Below are 15,560 nucleotides of genomic sequence, written 5' to 3'. Positions count from 1 at the left end.
GTCGACGCTGTTGCGCTGCATCAATCTGCTGGAACCCATCGACGACGGCATGATCCTTCTGGACGGTGTCGATATCAGCGGACCGGGGCTGAACCCGCAGCCGATCCGTGCGCGCATCGGGATCGTCTTCCAGTCGTTCAACCTGTTTCCGCACATGACCGCTGCCGAAAACGTCATGCTCGCCCCGCGTCGCGTTTTGGGCAAAAGCCGCGATGCGTTGGAGGCACCCGTCAAAGCGCTGTTCGAGCGGTTCGATCTGGGGCAGAGGATGCACCACTACCCGGATCAACTGTCGGGCGGACAACAACAGCGCGTCGCGATCATTCGTGCCTTGGCGATGCAGCCCGAGATCATGCTTTTTGACGAGATCACCAGCGCGCTTGATCCCGAACTGGTGGGCGAGGTGCTGGACGTGTTGCGGCAGTTGCGCACCGAAGGGATGACGATGATCATTGCCACCCACGAGATGGCCTTTGCCCGCGAACTGGCAGACAAGGTGTGTTTCCTCGACGCGGGGCGCATCCTTGAGGAAGGCCCGCCAGAGACCCTGTTCTCTGACCCGCGCGAGCCGCGGACGCGGGCCTTTCTGAGCCGCGTTCTGTAAGCAGGCGCAAATCCGTCGACAGGGGCGCGGAAACATGGTCCTTGGAGGCACAGGTCGGGAAAAGGGCTCCATGCAGAAACAGTCGGACAGGGCGGTGCTTGGCATCCTGATCAGCATCGCGGCACTTGTGCTCTTCGAACTGATGGGGCTCATCATCAAACATCTGTCGCCTCGTTACAGTGCAGCCGAGCTTTCGGCCTATCGCAATCTCTTCGGTCTGCTGCCCAGCCTGATCGCGCTCTGGATGACGGCTAGCTGGCGTCAGGGCACACGATCCTTGCGCATCCGCCAATGGAAGCTGGCGGCGCTGCGTGGTTTGTCGGTGACCTTTGCACAACTCATGTTCTACCTGTCGCTTGGGATCATGGCCTTTGCCACGGCGACGACGATTTCCTACACCACAGCGCTGTTCACGACGGCACTGGCCGTGCCGATCCTCGGGGAACGGGTGGGCTGGGTGCGCTGGCTGGCGGTGGCCATCGGCTTTGTCGGGGTGATCCTGATCCTGCGACCGGGCAGCGATGTCTTCACATGGGCGTTGCTGCTGCCTGTGGGGGCGTCGTTCCTTTACGCGTTCAGCGGTGTGACCGCCCGACTGATCGACACGGAGGTGCCGACACCGCTGTTCAACCTGCACAGCTCGGCCTTTGCGGCAGTTGGATCTTTTTGTCTGGCGCTTGCTGTAGGGGGCTTTTCACCCATCGCCAGTGTCGAGGATCTGGCGTTCATCGTCTTGATGGGCCTGTTCGGCGGGTCGGCGGTGCTGTGCCTTGTCGTGGCTTACCGTATGACCGAACCCAGCAACTTGGCCCCGTTCAGCTATTTCGGCATCCCGATCGCCTTTGTCCTGGGCTGGCTGTTCTTCGACGAAGCGCCGGTGGATGACCTTTGGCCGGGGGCGGTGTTGATCGCGATGGGGGGGCTGATGATCGTCTACCGCGAACGCCGGGCGCGCCGGCCGTTACAGCGCCCCGAGACACGGACGTAAGCCAAAAGAAAAGGCCGCCCGAAGGCGGCCCTGTCCGACGAGGTATCGTCTAAAGGGATCAGCCGTTCGAGGCTGCCGAAGCGGGGGCAGGCACAACAGGCTTTTTGCCACCGTTGAGCGGGTCGTCCTGACGCTGAACCGAGCCTTCGAAATGCGCGCCGGATTCAATCGCGATGGTCTTGTGGATGATGTCACCCTCGACGCGCGCAGTTGCGGTCAGGCGGACCTTGAGGCCCCGCACACGGCCCACGACACGGCCATTCACGACCACATCGTCTGCCACCACTTCGCCCTTGATAGTGGCGCTTTCGCCAACGGTCAGCAGGTGCGCGCGGATGTCACCCTCAACGGTGCCTTCGACATTGATGTCGCCGGTCGTCTTGAGATTGCCTGTGATGTGCAGGTCGCTCGACAGGATCGAGGCCGCTGGCTTGGCTTTTGGCGCCGATGCCTTGAATTCTGTAGAACGCGACGGATCGGGCATGGCCGGTTTCGGAATGCTCGCCTCGTCCGCCTTGGGGCCGGGCTCATTGATTTTGCTTTTAGAAAACATCGTTTGCAGCCTTGATGTAGATCATGGGGTTGACAGGTTTGCCGCCGACACGGACTTCGTAATGGAGGTGTGTGCCAGTGGAGCGTCCAGTGTTCCCCATAGCAGCAATTCGATCCCCGCGCGAGACCCTTTGGCCTGCAGTCACGTAGAGTTTTGAGTTATGAGCATAACGGGTCTCGATGCCAAACTCATGCTGTATCTTGATGAGTCTACCATATCCTGATTGCCAGCCCGCAAAGGTCACTACACCGTCCGCTGTAGAGTAGATCGGCGTGCCATGCGCACCTGCGAAATCCGTGCCCGCATGAAGCCGTCCCCAGCGGTACCCGAATCCGCTGGTGAAGCGGAACGAATCCTTGATCGGCATCGCAAAGGGCGCTTTTTCGGCGGCGATCCGGTACAGGTTCAGGCGGTCCATCTGGTTCAGGATGCGATTGGCGCGCAGGACGTCTTCGGACGGGTCTTCGTCGCGCGTGGAAAAGCTCAGCGGCATCAGCGGGCCACCCTGGCCGGAATAGCCACGGCGCACCTGGTTGAGGATCGTATCGGGGTTCATGCCCGCTGCCTCGAACATCTTGTCGAGCGGTTTGACCGAGACGGTCATCGCTTCTTCGAGCTGGCGGAAGATGGAGTCGTTCTTTTCTTCCATCAGGCGGATCTCGGTCGCCATTTCGTCAGCACGGATCAGCGCGTCCTGCGCATCGGCGACAACCTGATCGCGCTCTTCGGCGGTGCGCGCCAAAGCGGCGGACAGGAAATCGAGCGTCGTGGTGTCGACTGACCCGGACGAGGCAAGGCCGGTGCCGCCCGCTTCGATCTCGGTCATCAGGGACGCCAGTTCAGTGCGCACGTCTTCGCGGGCGCGGATCGCGTCGCGCAATTTCAGCTGAACCGCTTCAAGCCCGTTCTCCAATTCGGCCTGACGAGTTTCCGCGTCGAGCAGTTTGGTCTGCATGACGGACACTTGCTCAAGCGCGGTGTTGAACCGCTCCTGTGCGGCAATCGCTTCGGCGGCGCGGGCGTTGCGTTCTTCCGAGAGGATGTTCAAACGCATCTGGTAGGTTTCCAGATCGCGCCGGGCCTGTTCGCGGAAATTGCCTGAGCCAATGGAATCCATCAGGAGGATTGCCGTTGCGATGATGCTCCATGCCAAAACAAGAGAGGCGCCCCCGAACGCGAGCGCCTGTGTACTGGATTTCAGTCGGATGAACCGGGTGTCGGAGTCGGAGCGCAAAAACAGACGGCGTTCCGGAAAAAATCGTTCGAGTATGGCATGCAGTTTGATCGCAAGACGTGTGCGCACCTGTATGTTCCTCTTTCCCGTCCCTAGGTCGCGCCTCTTGAGCCCCAACTCTGGGCGCGTATCTGTTACGGCTCTAAAGACCGATTTACGGATTGGCAACGTTTTTGGGCCAATGCGATGCCTGAGCACGCGATCCACCGCCGAATTGGCAAGATTTCGCCGATATCTTCAGAGCTTATCAACCGATGCTGAATCGTCACAGTGCGTAGTGCTCGTCATACGGTATCGGTCAAAGGCCAGTAGAAATCGGGCGGAAGCCCGGCTTCAGCGCGCTTTTCCTCGTTGAACGGCGGCTTTAAAGCGCCTTTGAAGTAGCGTCTGACAAGCGTGTGAAAGGCATCCTTCGGGTCCTGTTCGTGCCGCCCGCACAGAAAATGAAACCATTTCGACCCATAGGCGACATGGGCCACTTCCTCGGCATAGATGGTTTCAAGCGCGGCGACCGCGCTGGTCGCATCGGCCTTGCGGAAAATCTCGATCATGCCGGGGGTCACATCCAGACCGCGCGCTTCGAGCACCATGGGGACGACCGCAAGCCGTCCCATGAAATCATCCACGGTGTCCTCGGCCGCTCGCCACATCCCGGCATGGGCGGGAAGGGCGCCGTAATGGCTGCCCAGTTCCTCAAGACAGTCGCACATCAGATTGAAATGCTTGGATTCTTCGTCCGCGGCTTTGACCCAGTCGTCATAGAACCCCATCGGCATTCCGACATGCGCGAAGCGGGGGATGATGTCCCAGTGCAGATCGACCGCGTTCAGTTCGATATGCGCCACAGCATGAAGCAGCGCGATCCGCCCCTGCGGGCTGCCGGGCTTGCGCTTGGGCACATCGCGCGGGTCGAGCAGTTCCGGCGCGTCAGGGCGGGATGGGCGCAGCGGTGGCGTGGCGGTGCCAACCGGCAAGGGTGCACCCGCAGCACGCGCTGCAAACCATTGGCTCGCGTAATCCCGCGACTTCGCGGTCTTGGCACGGCCGTCTGCGGTGGTCAGAACATCCACCGCCATGTCACACAAGGTCATCATGTCCTGCTCATCGCGCAGCGTGTGCCGGACTGCAAGGTCAACCTCTGATCTTCTTCGGTTGGAAAATACTTCGGGAGTATGAGGGCAGAGCCCTCATGCGCGCCGCAGGCGCGCTCCGGTCGGATCGGGCATGGCCCGATCCGATCCAAAAGGCGTCAAAGCGCCTTTGCCGCCTCAAACACCTCTTCGGCATGGCCCGGCACCTTGACCTTGCGCCACGCTTTCGCGATCCGCCCCTCGGCGTCGATCAGGAAGGTCGACCGTTCGATCCCCATGAACTTCTTGCCGTACATGGATTTTTCCTGCCAAACGCCGAAATCCTCGGACGCGGTGCCATGCTCGTCCGAAATCAGTGGCACGGTCAGCTTTTTCTTGGCCATGAATTTCTCATGGCTTTCGAGGCTATCCTTCGAGATTCCGAAGACCTTGACGCCAATCTGGGCAAATTCCCCTTCCAACGCAGTGAACGCTTCGTTCTCCTTGGTGCATCCGGACGTGTCATCGCGCGGATAGAAAAACAGCACGAACGGAATGCCGCGTAGGCCGGACAGCGAAATCTCGCTGTGATCGCCGCCTTGGACCGGCAAGGTGAAGTCAGGAGCCAATTCCAGTGTATCGCTCATGGCGCTATCCTTTAGAAAGATGAAAACGGGTCGGGACTGTTCCCGGCTGACCAGAGAATAACGCAAAAGGATGCCGCTTCCAGTGACGGAGCCGGAACAGCCCTCTGAACCGCAGGTGTCGCCGTCCCGCAAGGGACGCGCGCGTTGGGCGCTTGGCGTGCTTCTGGCGCTGGTGCTGGTGGTGCTGGGGGCGGGCTGGGCGTTGGTCGGGCGCAGCTTGTCGGCACCGGACTGGGTGCGCGACACGGTGGAAGAAAGACTGGCGGCGTCCTTGCCGGGCTTTCAGGTGCTCTTTGGCGACGTGCAGCTGCGGCTGGAACGGGACGGGCGCACGCGGGTCATTCTGCTGGATGTGGATGTGCAGACCGCTGCGGGTACGCCGGTGGCGGTCCTTTCGGATATCGAGATCGGTCTGGCGGCCTACGATCTGGTCCGCCGCAAGGTGGTCCTGCGCGATCTGAGCGTAAGCGGGGCGTTTGTCACGCTCACGCGGCGGCGCGATGGGCGGCTGGGCCTTGCGCTTGGGGATGCCTTTGCGATGAACGGCTCCGCGCCGGATGTGCCCACGCTGGTGGCGCAGATTGACCGCCTGCTGATGGACGAGCGGCTGTCGCGGCTGCAGAGCGTGGAAGCGAACGCGCTGACCCTGCGCTTCGAGGACGCGCGGGCGCGACGCGGCTGGACCGTCGATGGCGGGCGGTTGCGGCTGGAACGGCAGAACGACCAGCTTCGACTGTCGGGGGATTTCGCGCTGCTGGGTGGCGGGGCCACCGCGACGCGGTTGCAGTTGGATGCGTCCTCGACCATCGGCGAAACCGAGGTCTCCTTTGGTGTGTCGCTGAACGACATGCCGTCGCAGGACATCGCCACCCAAGGCCCGGCGCTGGCTTGGCTTGGGGCACTTCGGGCGCCGATCTCGGGCTCTTTGCGGGCCGCGATGCGTGAAGACGGGTCGCTGGGGGTGTTGAATGCAACCTTGCAGATTGATGCGGGCGTCGTGCAACCGACCCCGGACACACCGCCGATCCCGTTCAATTCGGCGCGGAGTTATTTCTCGTTCGATCCCGACCGGTCGCAGATCAGCTTTTCCGAACTATCAGTGGACAGCAATCTGGTGCGCGCGGTGGCCGAGGGTCGCGCGACGCTGGCGGATCTGCGCGACGGCATCCCGTCACAGATGTTGGGGCAGGTGCGGTTCAGCCGGTTGGAAGCCGCACCTGATGCGTTGTTCGATATTCCTCTGTCCGTGGACCACGCCGAACTGGACTTCCGGCTACGTCTTGATCCGTTCGAGCTGGATCTGGGGCGCGTCTGGATCGACGATCCGCAGGTGCCGCTGCGCATGACAGGCAAGCTGCGGACGTCGGACAATGTGTGGGACTATGCGCTCGACGGCACGTTTGGCGCGCTGACCCCAGACTCGCTCTTGCACCTCTGGCCGGTGGCTTTGGCCCCGCGCACCCGCAATTGGGTGGTGGACAATATCCAGGGCGGCGTGATCCGGCGTGGCCAATTCGCGCTGCGCTCGCAGGACGGCCCCCGACCGGTGGTCTATCTCAACGCGGCCTTCGATCAGGCACAGGTGCGGTACACGCGCACCCTGCCGGTGGTCAGTCAGGGTGCCGGAACGCTGACGTTGAACGATGACCGATTTGCCGTGCGGTTGACCAAGGGCACGATCACGCCGCCGCAGGGGGGCGCGATCACTTTGGGTGGCAGCAGTTTTGTCATTCCCGACACAAGGCAGCGCCCGGCAGAAGGTCAGATCACTCTTGCCGGAGAAGGCGAGATCGAGGCGCTCTTGTCGTATCTCGACAGCCCGCCGCTTCAGATCATGCAGCGGGCGGGCCGCTCCGTGGACTTGTTGGCTGGACGGGTGACGTTTGACGGAACGCTGAACCTGCCTCTGAAACAGGGGGTTCGCCTGCCTGATATGACATTGGACATGCGGGGGCGGGCCACGCAGGTCGCCAGTGATCAGGTCATTCCGAACCGCTCCCTGACCGCGCGGACGCTCGACGTCTCGGTGACAAACGACCGGTTGCAGGTGTCCGGGCAGGCGGCGCTGTCCGGTGTGCCCTTCGAAGGCTCTTGGACCTTGCCGGTCCCTGAACCGGGACAACCGCAGACAGGCAGCACGGTTGCGGGAACCGTCACGCTGTCGGCCGAGGCGGCGCGGTCGTTCGGCGTGGCGCTGCCCGAGGGTACGGTCAATGGATCTGGTCCGGCCGACCTGACGGTCGAGCTGCGCCGGGGCGCGCCGCCGGAGTTTTCGCTGACCTCACGTCTGGCGGGCATCGGGCTGTCGCTGCCGCCCTTGGGATGGAGCCTGCCGCGCGAAACGGCGGGCACGTTGGAGGTGGGTGGGGTGCTGGCCCAACCCGCGCACATCGACCGGTTGGTGCTGGAAGGTCCGGGGCTGGAGGCGCGGGGCGCGATCACGCTGAATACGGACGGATCGCTCGACACCATTGACCTGACCCGCGTGCGCGCCGGAGGCTGGCTGGATGCGCCGATCACCCTGACCGGGCGCGGCGCGGGCGTGGTGCCTGCCGTGCGGATCAATGGCGGTACGGTCGACCTGCGCAGCGCGCCCTTTGGTCAAAGTCGTGGCGGAGGGGGCGGTGGCGGGCGTGTGCCTTTGACCTTGGCGCTGGACCAGTTGCAGGTGTCCAACAGCATTCGCCTGACCGATTTCCGTGGTGACCTGCAATCCGGAGCCGGGCTGACCGGCAGCTTCACCGCAAATGTCAACGGTGCTGCCCCGATCGCCGGAGAGGCCTTGCCGCAGGCCGGTGCCACCGCGTTCCGCATCCGGTCGAATGATGCGGGTCGGGTGATCCGCGAGGCGGGCATCCTCAAGACTGTGGCCGGGGGCGACATGACGCTCGCGCTGGCCCCGGTGGCAGGGCAACCGGGCAGTTATGACGGTGCCTTGGATGTGGTGAACACGCGGCTGCGCGAGGCACCGGGGATCGCGTCGCTGCTGGATGCGATCAGCATCGTGGGTCTCTTGGACCAGTTGGAGGGACCGGGCATTCTGTTCACGGAAGTGGAGGCGCGGTTCCGGCTGACACCCGACCAATTGGTGCTGACACGGTCGAGTGCCACCGGTCCGTCCATGGGGATCTCGATGGACGGGACATATAACCTTGGTGCAGGCACACTGGATTTTCAGGGTGTGCTGTCGCCGATCTTTTTCCTAAACGGCATCGGCAGCATCTTTACCCGCAAGGGCGAGGGGCTGATCGGGTTCAACTTCAACCTGACCGGCCCCGCCAATCAGCCGAATGTCGGTGTGAACCCGCTCTCGGCCCTGACACCGGGAATGTTCCGCGAGATTTTCAGGCGGCCCCCGCCGGTGGTGGGGGAGTAGGGGGCTGACGTGTCTCTCACGTCATGCCACGGTCGGAAATGCGGACCAAAGAGGCGCCCCTTCTTCAATGTGGGCTGCACCTCGAACCAAGGCCATGGAACCCGCCCCGTAAATATGTCATGCCTTAGGCAACCCGGGCATGGCGTTTTCATGTCCGAGGTATTGCGGACACTTCACATGACTGACTTGGCACGCCCCCAGTTCGAACGTCTCTGGCCGACTCTCCTGATGACACTGACTCTTCCCGGCGCGGAACAAGCGAATGCCGTGCTGGCCCCGATGCTCCTTGCAGAGGATACCGGGACCGAGGATCTGACTGTTCGGTATCTTGATCAGGACATCTTCGGCCAATCGCATCCCGCCATCAGCTGGCTGCGCCAATGCTGCCACAAGGCGGTTCTTGACTACGCCGCCGAGCTGAACATGAGCTATCGTCCGGAGTTCGACATTCAGGGCTGGGCGAACATCAACCGACGCGGGGACTATCACAACCTTCACAACCACCCGCATTCCTGGCTCTCCGGCACCTACTACGTGCAGGTCCCAAATCAATCCCGGGCATCTCGCAACCGGAGCGACCTGAATCCGGGCGAGATCAGCTTTTTCGATCCGCGTCCGCAAGCCAATATGAATGCGGTCAGGGACGATGGCCAATTCAACCCCGAGTACAGGCGACTGCCGAGGCCCGGCGAGCTGTTCCTCTGGCCGAGTTTTCTGCACCACCTCGTCCATCCCAATCTCGTAGATGAGCCACGCGTTTCGATCTCGTTCAATGTCGTGCTGACGCGGAAGGTCCTCTGACGGAGAGTACGGTCAGGACGGGGCCTTTGGGCTCGCTCCTGCCGGTTGCGTCATTCTGAGCGAAACGCGCTCCGCGCTTTTGTTGCGCGCGCAAGTTCGGTATGGGCTGCGGCCACAGATGCAGCACCGGACCGACCCCATGAAACTCAGCGATTTCGATTTCCACCTGCCCGAAGACCTGATCGCCACGCGGCCCGCGTCGCCCCGGTCGTCGGCGCGGTTGCTCCATGCCGAGGCGGGGGGGATTGCGGACCGGATCGTGAACCAGTTGCCGGACATCCTGCGGTCCACGGACCGGCTGGTGCTGAACGACACCAAGGTGATCCCGGCGCGGCTCTTTGGGGTGCGGCATCGCGTGGGGGAGGCTGGTGCGACAGAGGCAAAGATCGAGGTCACGCTGCTTGAGCCGCAGGCGGATGGAACATGGTCAGCGCTGGTCAAACCGCTAAAGAAGCTGCGCGAGGGGGAAGAGGTGGTGTTCTCGTCTGACCTGACGGCCCGCCTCGAAGGGCGCAGCGACGGGCAGGGGCTGTTGCGGTTCAACCTGACGGGCGACGATTTCGACGCGGCTTTGGCCGAGGCAGGGGCCATGCCCTTGCCGCCCTATATCGCGGCCAAACGGCCTGCGGACGAGAAGGACAAGGAAGACTACCAGACCATCTGGGCGCGCAATATGGGTGCTGTGGCGGCCCCGACCGCATCACTGCATTTCGACGAGGCGTTGGTGTCGGCGTTGCAGGCACGCGGGGTGGGCATGAGTTTCGTCACCCTGCATGTGGGCGCAGGCACCTTCCTGCCAGTAAAGGTCGAGGATGTGACCACCCACAAGATGCACGCGGAATGGGGTCGCGTGTCCGAGACCGCCGCGTCCGAGATCGCCGCGACCAAGGCGGCAGGCGGGAGGGTGCTTCCGGTCGGCACCACGGCGCTGCGGTTGATCGAAAGTGCGGCGCGGGGCGGCAGCATTCAGCCGTGGGAAGGCGATACGGATATTTTCATTTATCCGGGTTTCGAGTTTCAGGTCATCGACGGGCTGATGACCAATTTCCACCTGCCCAAGTCCACACTGATGATGCTGGTCTCGGCGCTGATGGGTCAGGAGCGGGTGCGCGAGATCTATGCGCATGCCATCGCAGAACGCTATCGCTTCTTTTCCTATGGCGACAGTTCGCTGTTGATCCCGTGATGGTCGCCCGGATTACGGCGCGTAGGGAAGATCGGCGCGCAGGATGAGCGGCCAGGGGCTTGTCTCTTCCGCCAGATCGACCTGCACTTCGATGAGTGCGGGCCCGCCGTCGGCGATAGCCTTGGCCAAGACCGGCTCCAACTCGGATGGCGACGCCACTCGATGCGCGGCCACGCCATGGGCTTCGGCCAATTTCACGTAATCCACTCCGGGTAGATCGCTTGCGACGGTGCGGCCCTCGAAATTCGTGATCTGATCGCGGGCCACATTGCCGTAAGACCCGTTGTTGAACACAATCGCCACGACGCCGATGCCATGTTGCGCGGCGGTGGAGAGTTCGGACGCCGCAAACATGAAACCGCCATCGCCCAGAATGGCGACCACGGGTTTGTCCGGGCAACCGACCTTGGCGCCAAGGGCTGTCGGATAGGCGAAGCCAAGGTTCCCCTGATAGCCCGAGGTGATGTACGTGCGCGGCGCATAGACCGGCCATGCGAAATACGAAGCATAGCCTGCCTGGCACATATCCTTCACCAAGATGCCATCGCGCGGCAGCACCCTTCGGATGACGTCAAGATACGACACCTGCGGCTGGATGGTGTTGATCAGGTTTTTGGCCCGTGCGCGAGCGTCCGCAATCCGCTGTGGGTTTTCCGCTTTTGTGGTGCCGTCTGCCGCGAGGCCGTCCGTGATGGCCGCAGCACCAATGGCTGCGTCGCACACAACGCCCACATCGGGCTTCAGCCGCTGCATTTCTTCGGGCTCTATGTCGATGCGGATCAACTTGCGCCCTGCGGTGATCCGGTCGGAGGCATCCATCATCCCGCGCCACCGCATCGCCTGCATTTCACACCGCGATCCGATCCCAATCAGCACATCGGTGTCGCCCCACAGCTCATAGGCTTCGACGGAATTGACCCAGAGCGGGTGATCGGCGGGGACAATGCCGCGCCCGCCGCGAAAGGCTGTGACCGGGGCATTCAAGCGCTCTGCAAGGGCCAGCACCTCGGCTCCGGCATGTTGTGCGCCGGATCCCAGCATGATCATCGGGCATTTCGCCCCTTTGAGCAGCGCAACCGCGTCGGCGATGGCGGTGGGGTTGGGCGGCGTCTCTAGGGCGGGCCTTGCAGGACTGGTGTCGGCAACGGGAGCAGGCTGGGCCATCGTGTCCCAGCACATCTCCAGTGCGACGGGGCCGGGGCGCCCGCTGGTCATTTTGTGGAATGCCTCCGCGACAAGGCGGGGTGCTGCGGTCGCATTCGGAATGCGCTCGGCCCATTTGATGAACGACGCAAGCGTTGCGCGCTGATCGGGGATCTCGTGCAGATGTCCGCGCCCGCGTCCCAGAAAAGCAGAGGGCACTTGCCCGGTGAGCAGCAGGACAGGCGCATTTACAGCGACCGCCGTGCACAGAGCCGCCCCTGTGTTGAGCACCCCCGGTCCGGGCACCACGGAGAACACGCCGGGTTTGCCCGTTGCCCGCGCATACCCCATCGCCATATAGGCTGCCGTCTGTTCGTGACGGGGACCGATGACGTTGATCGAGGGTTCGGCCTTCTTGAGCGCGTCCATGAGGGGATAGGTCTGCACGCCGGGCAGGGCAAAAACCGTATCCACGCCGTGCTGCAAGATCGCGTCCACAATCGCCGCGCCGCCTGTCATCATTTTTGTCATCGGGATATCTCGTTCGCCATTTATGAGTTTGCGGATCGCAATGCATCAAGCCTGCCCTTGGAATGGCGGCCTGACAATGAAATTAAGTTTTTGGGGTCGGGAAGGGGTTGCAAACGCGACAGATCGCGCGCGACAAAAAACAGAGACTTACAGGCGCGGACCTCGCATTTTGGCGCAGGGCAGAAATGCCCGTGTTCGTACCCGGTCTCAAAAAAGTCGCCCCTGTCATTGCAGCGGTCGCAATGCGCACGTAGGTCTGAGATGTTGTGTGCGACGAGGCAGGTGGCCTGCGCTGAAATGATCCGACGCCTTTGCGTCAGAAATGCCGAGCCCGAAGGGACATCAAGTGTTGAGTGTGATCCGAACATCGTGGCCGCTGCTGTTGGGCATGCTTTTGCTGATGCTGGGCAATGGTTTGCAGGGCTCTCTTCTGGGTGTACGCGGCTCGACGCTCGGGTTTTCCTCGGTCGAGATGTCCCTTGTGATGTCGGCCTATTTTGCGGGTTTCCTGCTGGCGTCTCGGGTGACGCCGGACATGATCCGACGGGTGGGACATGTGCGGGTCTTCGCGGCGCTTGGGTCGTTCGTGTCCGCGGCATTGCTGCTTTTCCCGACCATTCAGGATCCCATCGCGTGGATCATCGGTCGCGTGGTGATCGGGTTTTGTTTCTGCGGTGTCTACGTCACGGCGGAAAGCTGGCTGAACAATGCGTCAACCAACGAAACTCGCGGACAGGCGCTGTCGGCTTACATGATCGTGCAGATGCTGGGCATCATCATCGCGCAAGGCTTGCTCGTGGTGCCTGACCCGTCGGGGTATCTGCTGTTCGTGATCCCGTCGGTTCTGGTTTCCATTGCTTTTGCGCCGATCCTTCTGTCGATCTCGCCCACACCGGCATTCGAAAGCACAAAGCGGATGACGCTGGTGGAGCTTTACAGAACGTCGCCCTTGGGTTGTGTCGGCATGTTCTTGATGGGCAGCGTCTTTGCGGCCCAGTTCGGGATGGCAGCGGTGTACGCGACCGGGGCGGGGCTGAGCATCGGGCAGATCCCCATTTTTACCGCAGCGTTCTATGTTGGTGCGCTGATCTTCCAATACCCGGTGGGCTGGCTGTCGGACCGGTTCGACCGGCGCGTTTTGATCGCGCTTTCGGCGCTGATCGCGGGCTTGGCATCGCTCATGGGGATGTTCTTTGGCGGCAATTTCTATGTCCTTGTCGCCGCCGCGTTCCTGATCGGCGGACTGTCGAACCCGCTGTATTCGCTGCTCATCGCCTACACCAACGACTTTCTTGAACATGAGGACATGGCCGCGGCCTCGGCCGGTCTGTTGTTCGTCAACGGGGTCGGGGCCATCGCGGGCCCTGTGATCATCGGTTATGCGATGCAGATCATGGGACCGCCGGGCTATTTCATTCTGCTGGCTTTCGTGCTGCTCGCGCTGACGGGGTATGCGTTCTACCGGATGACACAGCGCCCCGCGCCGTCATCAGAGGACACCAACGCTTATCAGAGCATGATGCCCACCGCGTCGCCGGTGACGGTGGAGTTTGCTTCGGAATGGGCCATCGAGACAGCCGAGGCTGGCGCTCAGGATGGGGCTCGTTCGCCCAAACAGGCAGGCACGGCATAGACTTGGCCGATTTTAGCCGAAGTTGCCGGTTATGTCGGCCCTGACATGAAATGTGACTGTTGCCCGATTCGTTTCTTGAGTAGCGTCGTGCAAAGTTTGGGGCTGCGTGCAGGAGCTGGAGAGAGCAATGATCACGCCTGAAGATGTATTGGGGTTTTGGCTTGACGATGTGGGGCCAAGTGGATGGTACAAGTCCGAAGAGGCGTTGGATCAGGAGATCCGCGACCGGTTCGGTTCCGCGTGGAGCGGCGCGATGGAGGGCCGTCACGCGCTTTGGCTGACCTATCCCAGCGGAACACTGGCCTATATCATCCTGCTGGACCAGTTCCCACGCAACATGTTCCGCAACACCGGCAAGGCGTTCGCGTCGGATCGGTTTGCGCTGGCAGCCGCCAAGCAGGCGATCAGCAAGAATTGGGACTTGAAGATCGACGAACCGGTGCGGCAGTTCTTCTATCTGCCCCTGATGCATTCCGAGAACCTGTGCGATCAGGATCGCTCTGTGCGGTTGATGCTGGATCGGATGCCGATCCATGGCGCGAGTAACCTGCTGCATGCCCGCGCGCATCGCGAAGTGATCCGCAAATTCGGTCGCTTCCCCTATCGCAACACCGCGCTGGGCCGCAGTTCGACAGTGACCGAGACGGACTATGTGAGCGGTGGCGGCTACGGCGCGACGGTCGAGGCGCTCAAGAAGGCCGGTTGAAGCAGCGCATCGGACCAATTAGGGGACTTTGACTGTGTGTCATTGTCCCCTTGAGACTGCCGTAACATGACGTTGTTCGAACGATATTTGTCCCTTTGGGTGGCCTTTGCCATGCTTGCAGGCATTGCCCTCGGCACTGCGTTTCCAGCGCTGGTCACCTTGATTGCCGCCGCTGAGGTGGCACGGGTGAACTTGGTCGTTGCGGTTCTGATCTGGGCAATGGTCTACCCCATGATGATTGGCGTCGATCCGCGCAGCCTCAAGGATGTGGCAAAACAACCCAAAGGTCTGATGATCACACTTGTGGTCAATTGGTTGATCAAACCGTTTTCGATGGCGGCATTGGGTGTCCTGTTTTTCGAGATTGTTTTCGCAGACCTGATCGGCGGGGACGACGCGCAGCAGTATATTGCCGGGTTGATCCTTCTAGGCGCTGCACCCTGTACCGCGATGGTGTTTGTCTGGTCTCACCTGACGAAAGGCGACGAGAGCTATACCCTGCTTCAGGTTTCGGTAAACGACGTGGTGATGGTGTTTGCCTTTGCGCCCATCGTAGCATTCCTGCTTGGAGTCACGGACATTAAGGTCCCATGGGAGACGCTGGTTTTGTCGGTGGTCCTGTTTGTCGCTCTGCCATTGGCCGCAGGTCTGTTGACGCGGTCACGGCTTGGCAATGACGCCCGGATCAATGCTTTCAGGGACAAGGTAAAACCGTGGTCGATCGTGGGATTGATCGCAACTGTCGTCATTCTGTTTGGTTTGCAAGGTCAAGTCATTCTGGACCGACCGTTCATCATCGCTTTGATCGCGGTGCCGATCCTGATCCAGTCTTATGGAATTTTCGCGTTGGCTTATGCGGCGGCCTTTATGCTGCGGGTGCCGCACCGGATCGCCGCACCCTGTGCGCTGATTGGCACATCGAATTTCTTTGAACTGGCGGTCGCCGTGGCGATCAGCCTGTTCGGCCTGAACTCGGGTGCGGCTTTGGCGACCGTGGTCGGGGTGCTGGTGGAAGTCCCTGTGATGCTGTCGCTGGTGGCCTTTGCAAACCGTACGAGAGCGCGTTTTGCGTAAACGCGTCTCTGCAT

At 61.8% G+C, this 15,560-nt stretch carries 13 protein-coding genes; 8 read left to right on the top strand and 5 right to left on the bottom strand.

Features of this window, described 5'->3' with window-relative positions:
- On the top strand, positions 1–604 hold a 604-nt coding region (locus tag JJ869_RS05165), incomplete at its 5' end, for an amino acid ABC transporter ATP-binding protein (RefSeq protein WP_292265036.1).
- Positions 605–674: 70 nt separating this feature from the next.
- On the top strand, positions 675–1,592 hold the full coding sequence (locus JJ869_RS05160; RefSeq protein WP_292265035.1) for a DMT family transporter: 918 nt from the start codon (positions 675–677) through the stop codon (positions 1,590–1,592).
- Positions 1,593–1,650: 58 nt separating this feature from the next.
- Here the strand turns inward: JJ869_RS05160 and JJ869_RS05155 are convergent, their stop codons facing one another.
- The 4 genes from JJ869_RS05155 to JJ869_RS05140 all read right to left on the bottom strand — a co-directional run bounded on the left by JJ869_RS05155 (position 1,651) and on the right by JJ869_RS05140 (position 5,096).
- Entirely contained in the window at positions 1,651–2,145 is a 495-nt protein-coding gene (locus JJ869_RS05155) for a polymer-forming cytoskeletal protein (protein ID WP_292265034.1), read from the bottom strand.
- Positions 2,135–3,448, bottom strand: a complete 1,314-nt coding sequence (locus tag JJ869_RS05150) for a M23 family metallopeptidase (protein WP_292265033.1) — start codon at positions 3,446–3,448, stop codon at positions 2,135–2,137. The genes JJ869_RS05155 and JJ869_RS05150 overlap by 11 nt, the downstream gene beginning before the upstream one ends.
- A 215-nt stretch (positions 3,449–3,663) precedes the next feature.
- Positions 3,664–4,473: a ferritin-like domain-containing protein gene (locus JJ869_RS05145; protein WP_292265032.1), complete on the bottom strand. Its 810-nt coding sequence runs from the start codon at positions 4,471–4,473 to the stop codon at positions 3,664–3,666.
- 155 nt (positions 4,474–4,628) lie between these two features.
- The gene (locus tag JJ869_RS05140) at positions 4,629–5,096 is read right to left on the bottom strand and encodes a peroxiredoxin (protein WP_292265031.1); all 468 of its coding nucleotides are present in this window, start codon (positions 5,094–5,096) and stop codon (positions 4,629–4,631) included.
- Between the two features lie 82 nt (positions 5,097–5,178).
- On the opposite strand from JJ869_RS05140, the gene JJ869_RS05135 reads away from it, so the two are divergent.
- The 3 genes from JJ869_RS05135 (at position 5,179) to queA (ending at position 10,459) form a co-directional block, all read left to right on the top strand.
- The gene (locus tag JJ869_RS05135; RefSeq protein WP_292265030.1) at positions 5,179–8,472 is read left to right on the top strand and encodes an AsmA-like C-terminal region-containing protein; all 3,294 of its coding nucleotides are present in this window, start codon (positions 5,179–5,181) and stop codon (positions 8,470–8,472) included.
- A gap of 177 nt (positions 8,473–8,649) precedes the next feature.
- Complete coding sequence (locus tag JJ869_RS05130) at positions 8,650–9,273, top strand: 2OG-Fe(II) oxygenase family protein (RefSeq protein ID WP_292265028.1); 624 nt, start codon at positions 8,650–8,652, stop codon at positions 9,271–9,273.
- Positions 9,274–9,412: 139 nt separating this feature from the next.
- On the top strand, positions 9,413–10,459 hold the full coding sequence (gene queA, locus JJ869_RS05125; RefSeq protein WP_292265027.1) for a tRNA preQ1(34) S-adenosylmethionine ribosyltransferase-isomerase QueA: 1,047 nt from the start codon (positions 9,413–9,415) through the stop codon (positions 10,457–10,459).
- Positions 10,460–10,471: 12 nt separating this feature from the next.
- On the opposite strand, the gene JJ869_RS05120 is transcribed toward queA, so the two are convergent.
- Positions 10,472–12,133, bottom strand: a complete 1,662-nt coding sequence (locus JJ869_RS05120) for a thiamine pyrophosphate-dependent enzyme (RefSeq protein ID WP_292265026.1) — start codon at positions 12,131–12,133, stop codon at positions 10,472–10,474.
- Positions 12,134–12,479: 346 nt separating this feature from the next.
- On the opposite strand from JJ869_RS05120, the gene JJ869_RS05115 reads away from it, so the two are divergent.
- From JJ869_RS05115 to arsB, 3 genes are all read left to right on the top strand, one after another.
- On the top strand, positions 12,480–13,766 hold the full coding sequence (locus JJ869_RS05115; RefSeq protein WP_292265025.1) for an MFS transporter: 1,287 nt from the start codon (positions 12,480–12,482) through the stop codon (positions 13,764–13,766).
- A 127-nt stretch (positions 13,767–13,893) separates the two neighbouring features.
- Positions 13,894–14,472 carry a DUF924 family protein gene (locus tag JJ869_RS05110; RefSeq protein ID WP_292265024.1) on the top strand — a complete coding sequence of 193 codons (579 nt, stop codon included), beginning with the start codon at positions 13,894–13,896 and terminating at the stop codon, positions 14,470–14,472.
- A gap of 66 nt (positions 14,473–14,538) precedes the next feature.
- Positions 14,539–15,546, top strand: coding sequence for an ACR3 family arsenite efflux transporter (arsB, locus tag JJ869_RS05105; protein ID WP_292265023.1), 1,008 nt, complete (start codon positions 14,539–14,541; stop codon positions 15,544–15,546).
- Positions 15,547–15,560 lie beyond the last annotated feature (14 nt).

The sequence above is a fragment of the Marivita sp. genome, from assembly GCF_017643905.1.
Classification (GTDB): domain Bacteria; phylum Pseudomonadota; class Alphaproteobacteria; order Rhodobacterales; family Rhodobacteraceae; genus Marivita.
This window is presented reverse-complemented; position numbering and strand designations above follow the sequence as displayed.

Coding starts and splice junctions, on each gene's coding strand:
- JJ869_RS05160 (WP_292265035.1), top strand. CDS start 675: ATGCAGAAACAGTCGGACAGGGCGGTGCTTGGCATCCTGATCAGCATC.
- JJ869_RS05155 (WP_292265034.1), bottom strand. CDS start 2,145: ATGTTTTCTAAAAGCAAAATCAATGAGCCCGGCCCCAAGGCGGACGAG.
- JJ869_RS05145 (WP_292265032.1), bottom strand. CDS start 4,473: ATGATGACCTTGTGTGACATGGCGGTGGATGTTCTGACCACCGCAGAC.
- JJ869_RS05140 (WP_292265031.1), bottom strand. CDS start 5,096: ATGAGCGATACACTGGAATTGGCTCCTGACTTCACCTTGCCGGTCCAA.
- JJ869_RS05130 (WP_292265028.1), top strand. CDS start 8,650: ATGACTGACTTGGCACGCCCCCAGTTCGAACGTCTCTGGCCGACTCTC.
- queA (WP_292265027.1), top strand. CDS start 9,413: ATGAAACTCAGCGATTTCGATTTCCACCTGCCCGAAGACCTGATCGCC.
- JJ869_RS05120 (WP_292265026.1), bottom strand. CDS start 12,133: ATGACAAAAATGATGACAGGCGGCGCGGCGATTGTGGACGCGATCTTG.
- JJ869_RS05110 (WP_292265024.1), top strand. CDS start 13,894: ATGATCACGCCTGAAGATGTATTGGGGTTTTGGCTTGACGATGTGGGG.
- arsB (WP_292265023.1), top strand. CDS start 14,539: ATGACGTTGTTCGAACGATATTTGTCCCTTTGGGTGGCCTTTGCCATG.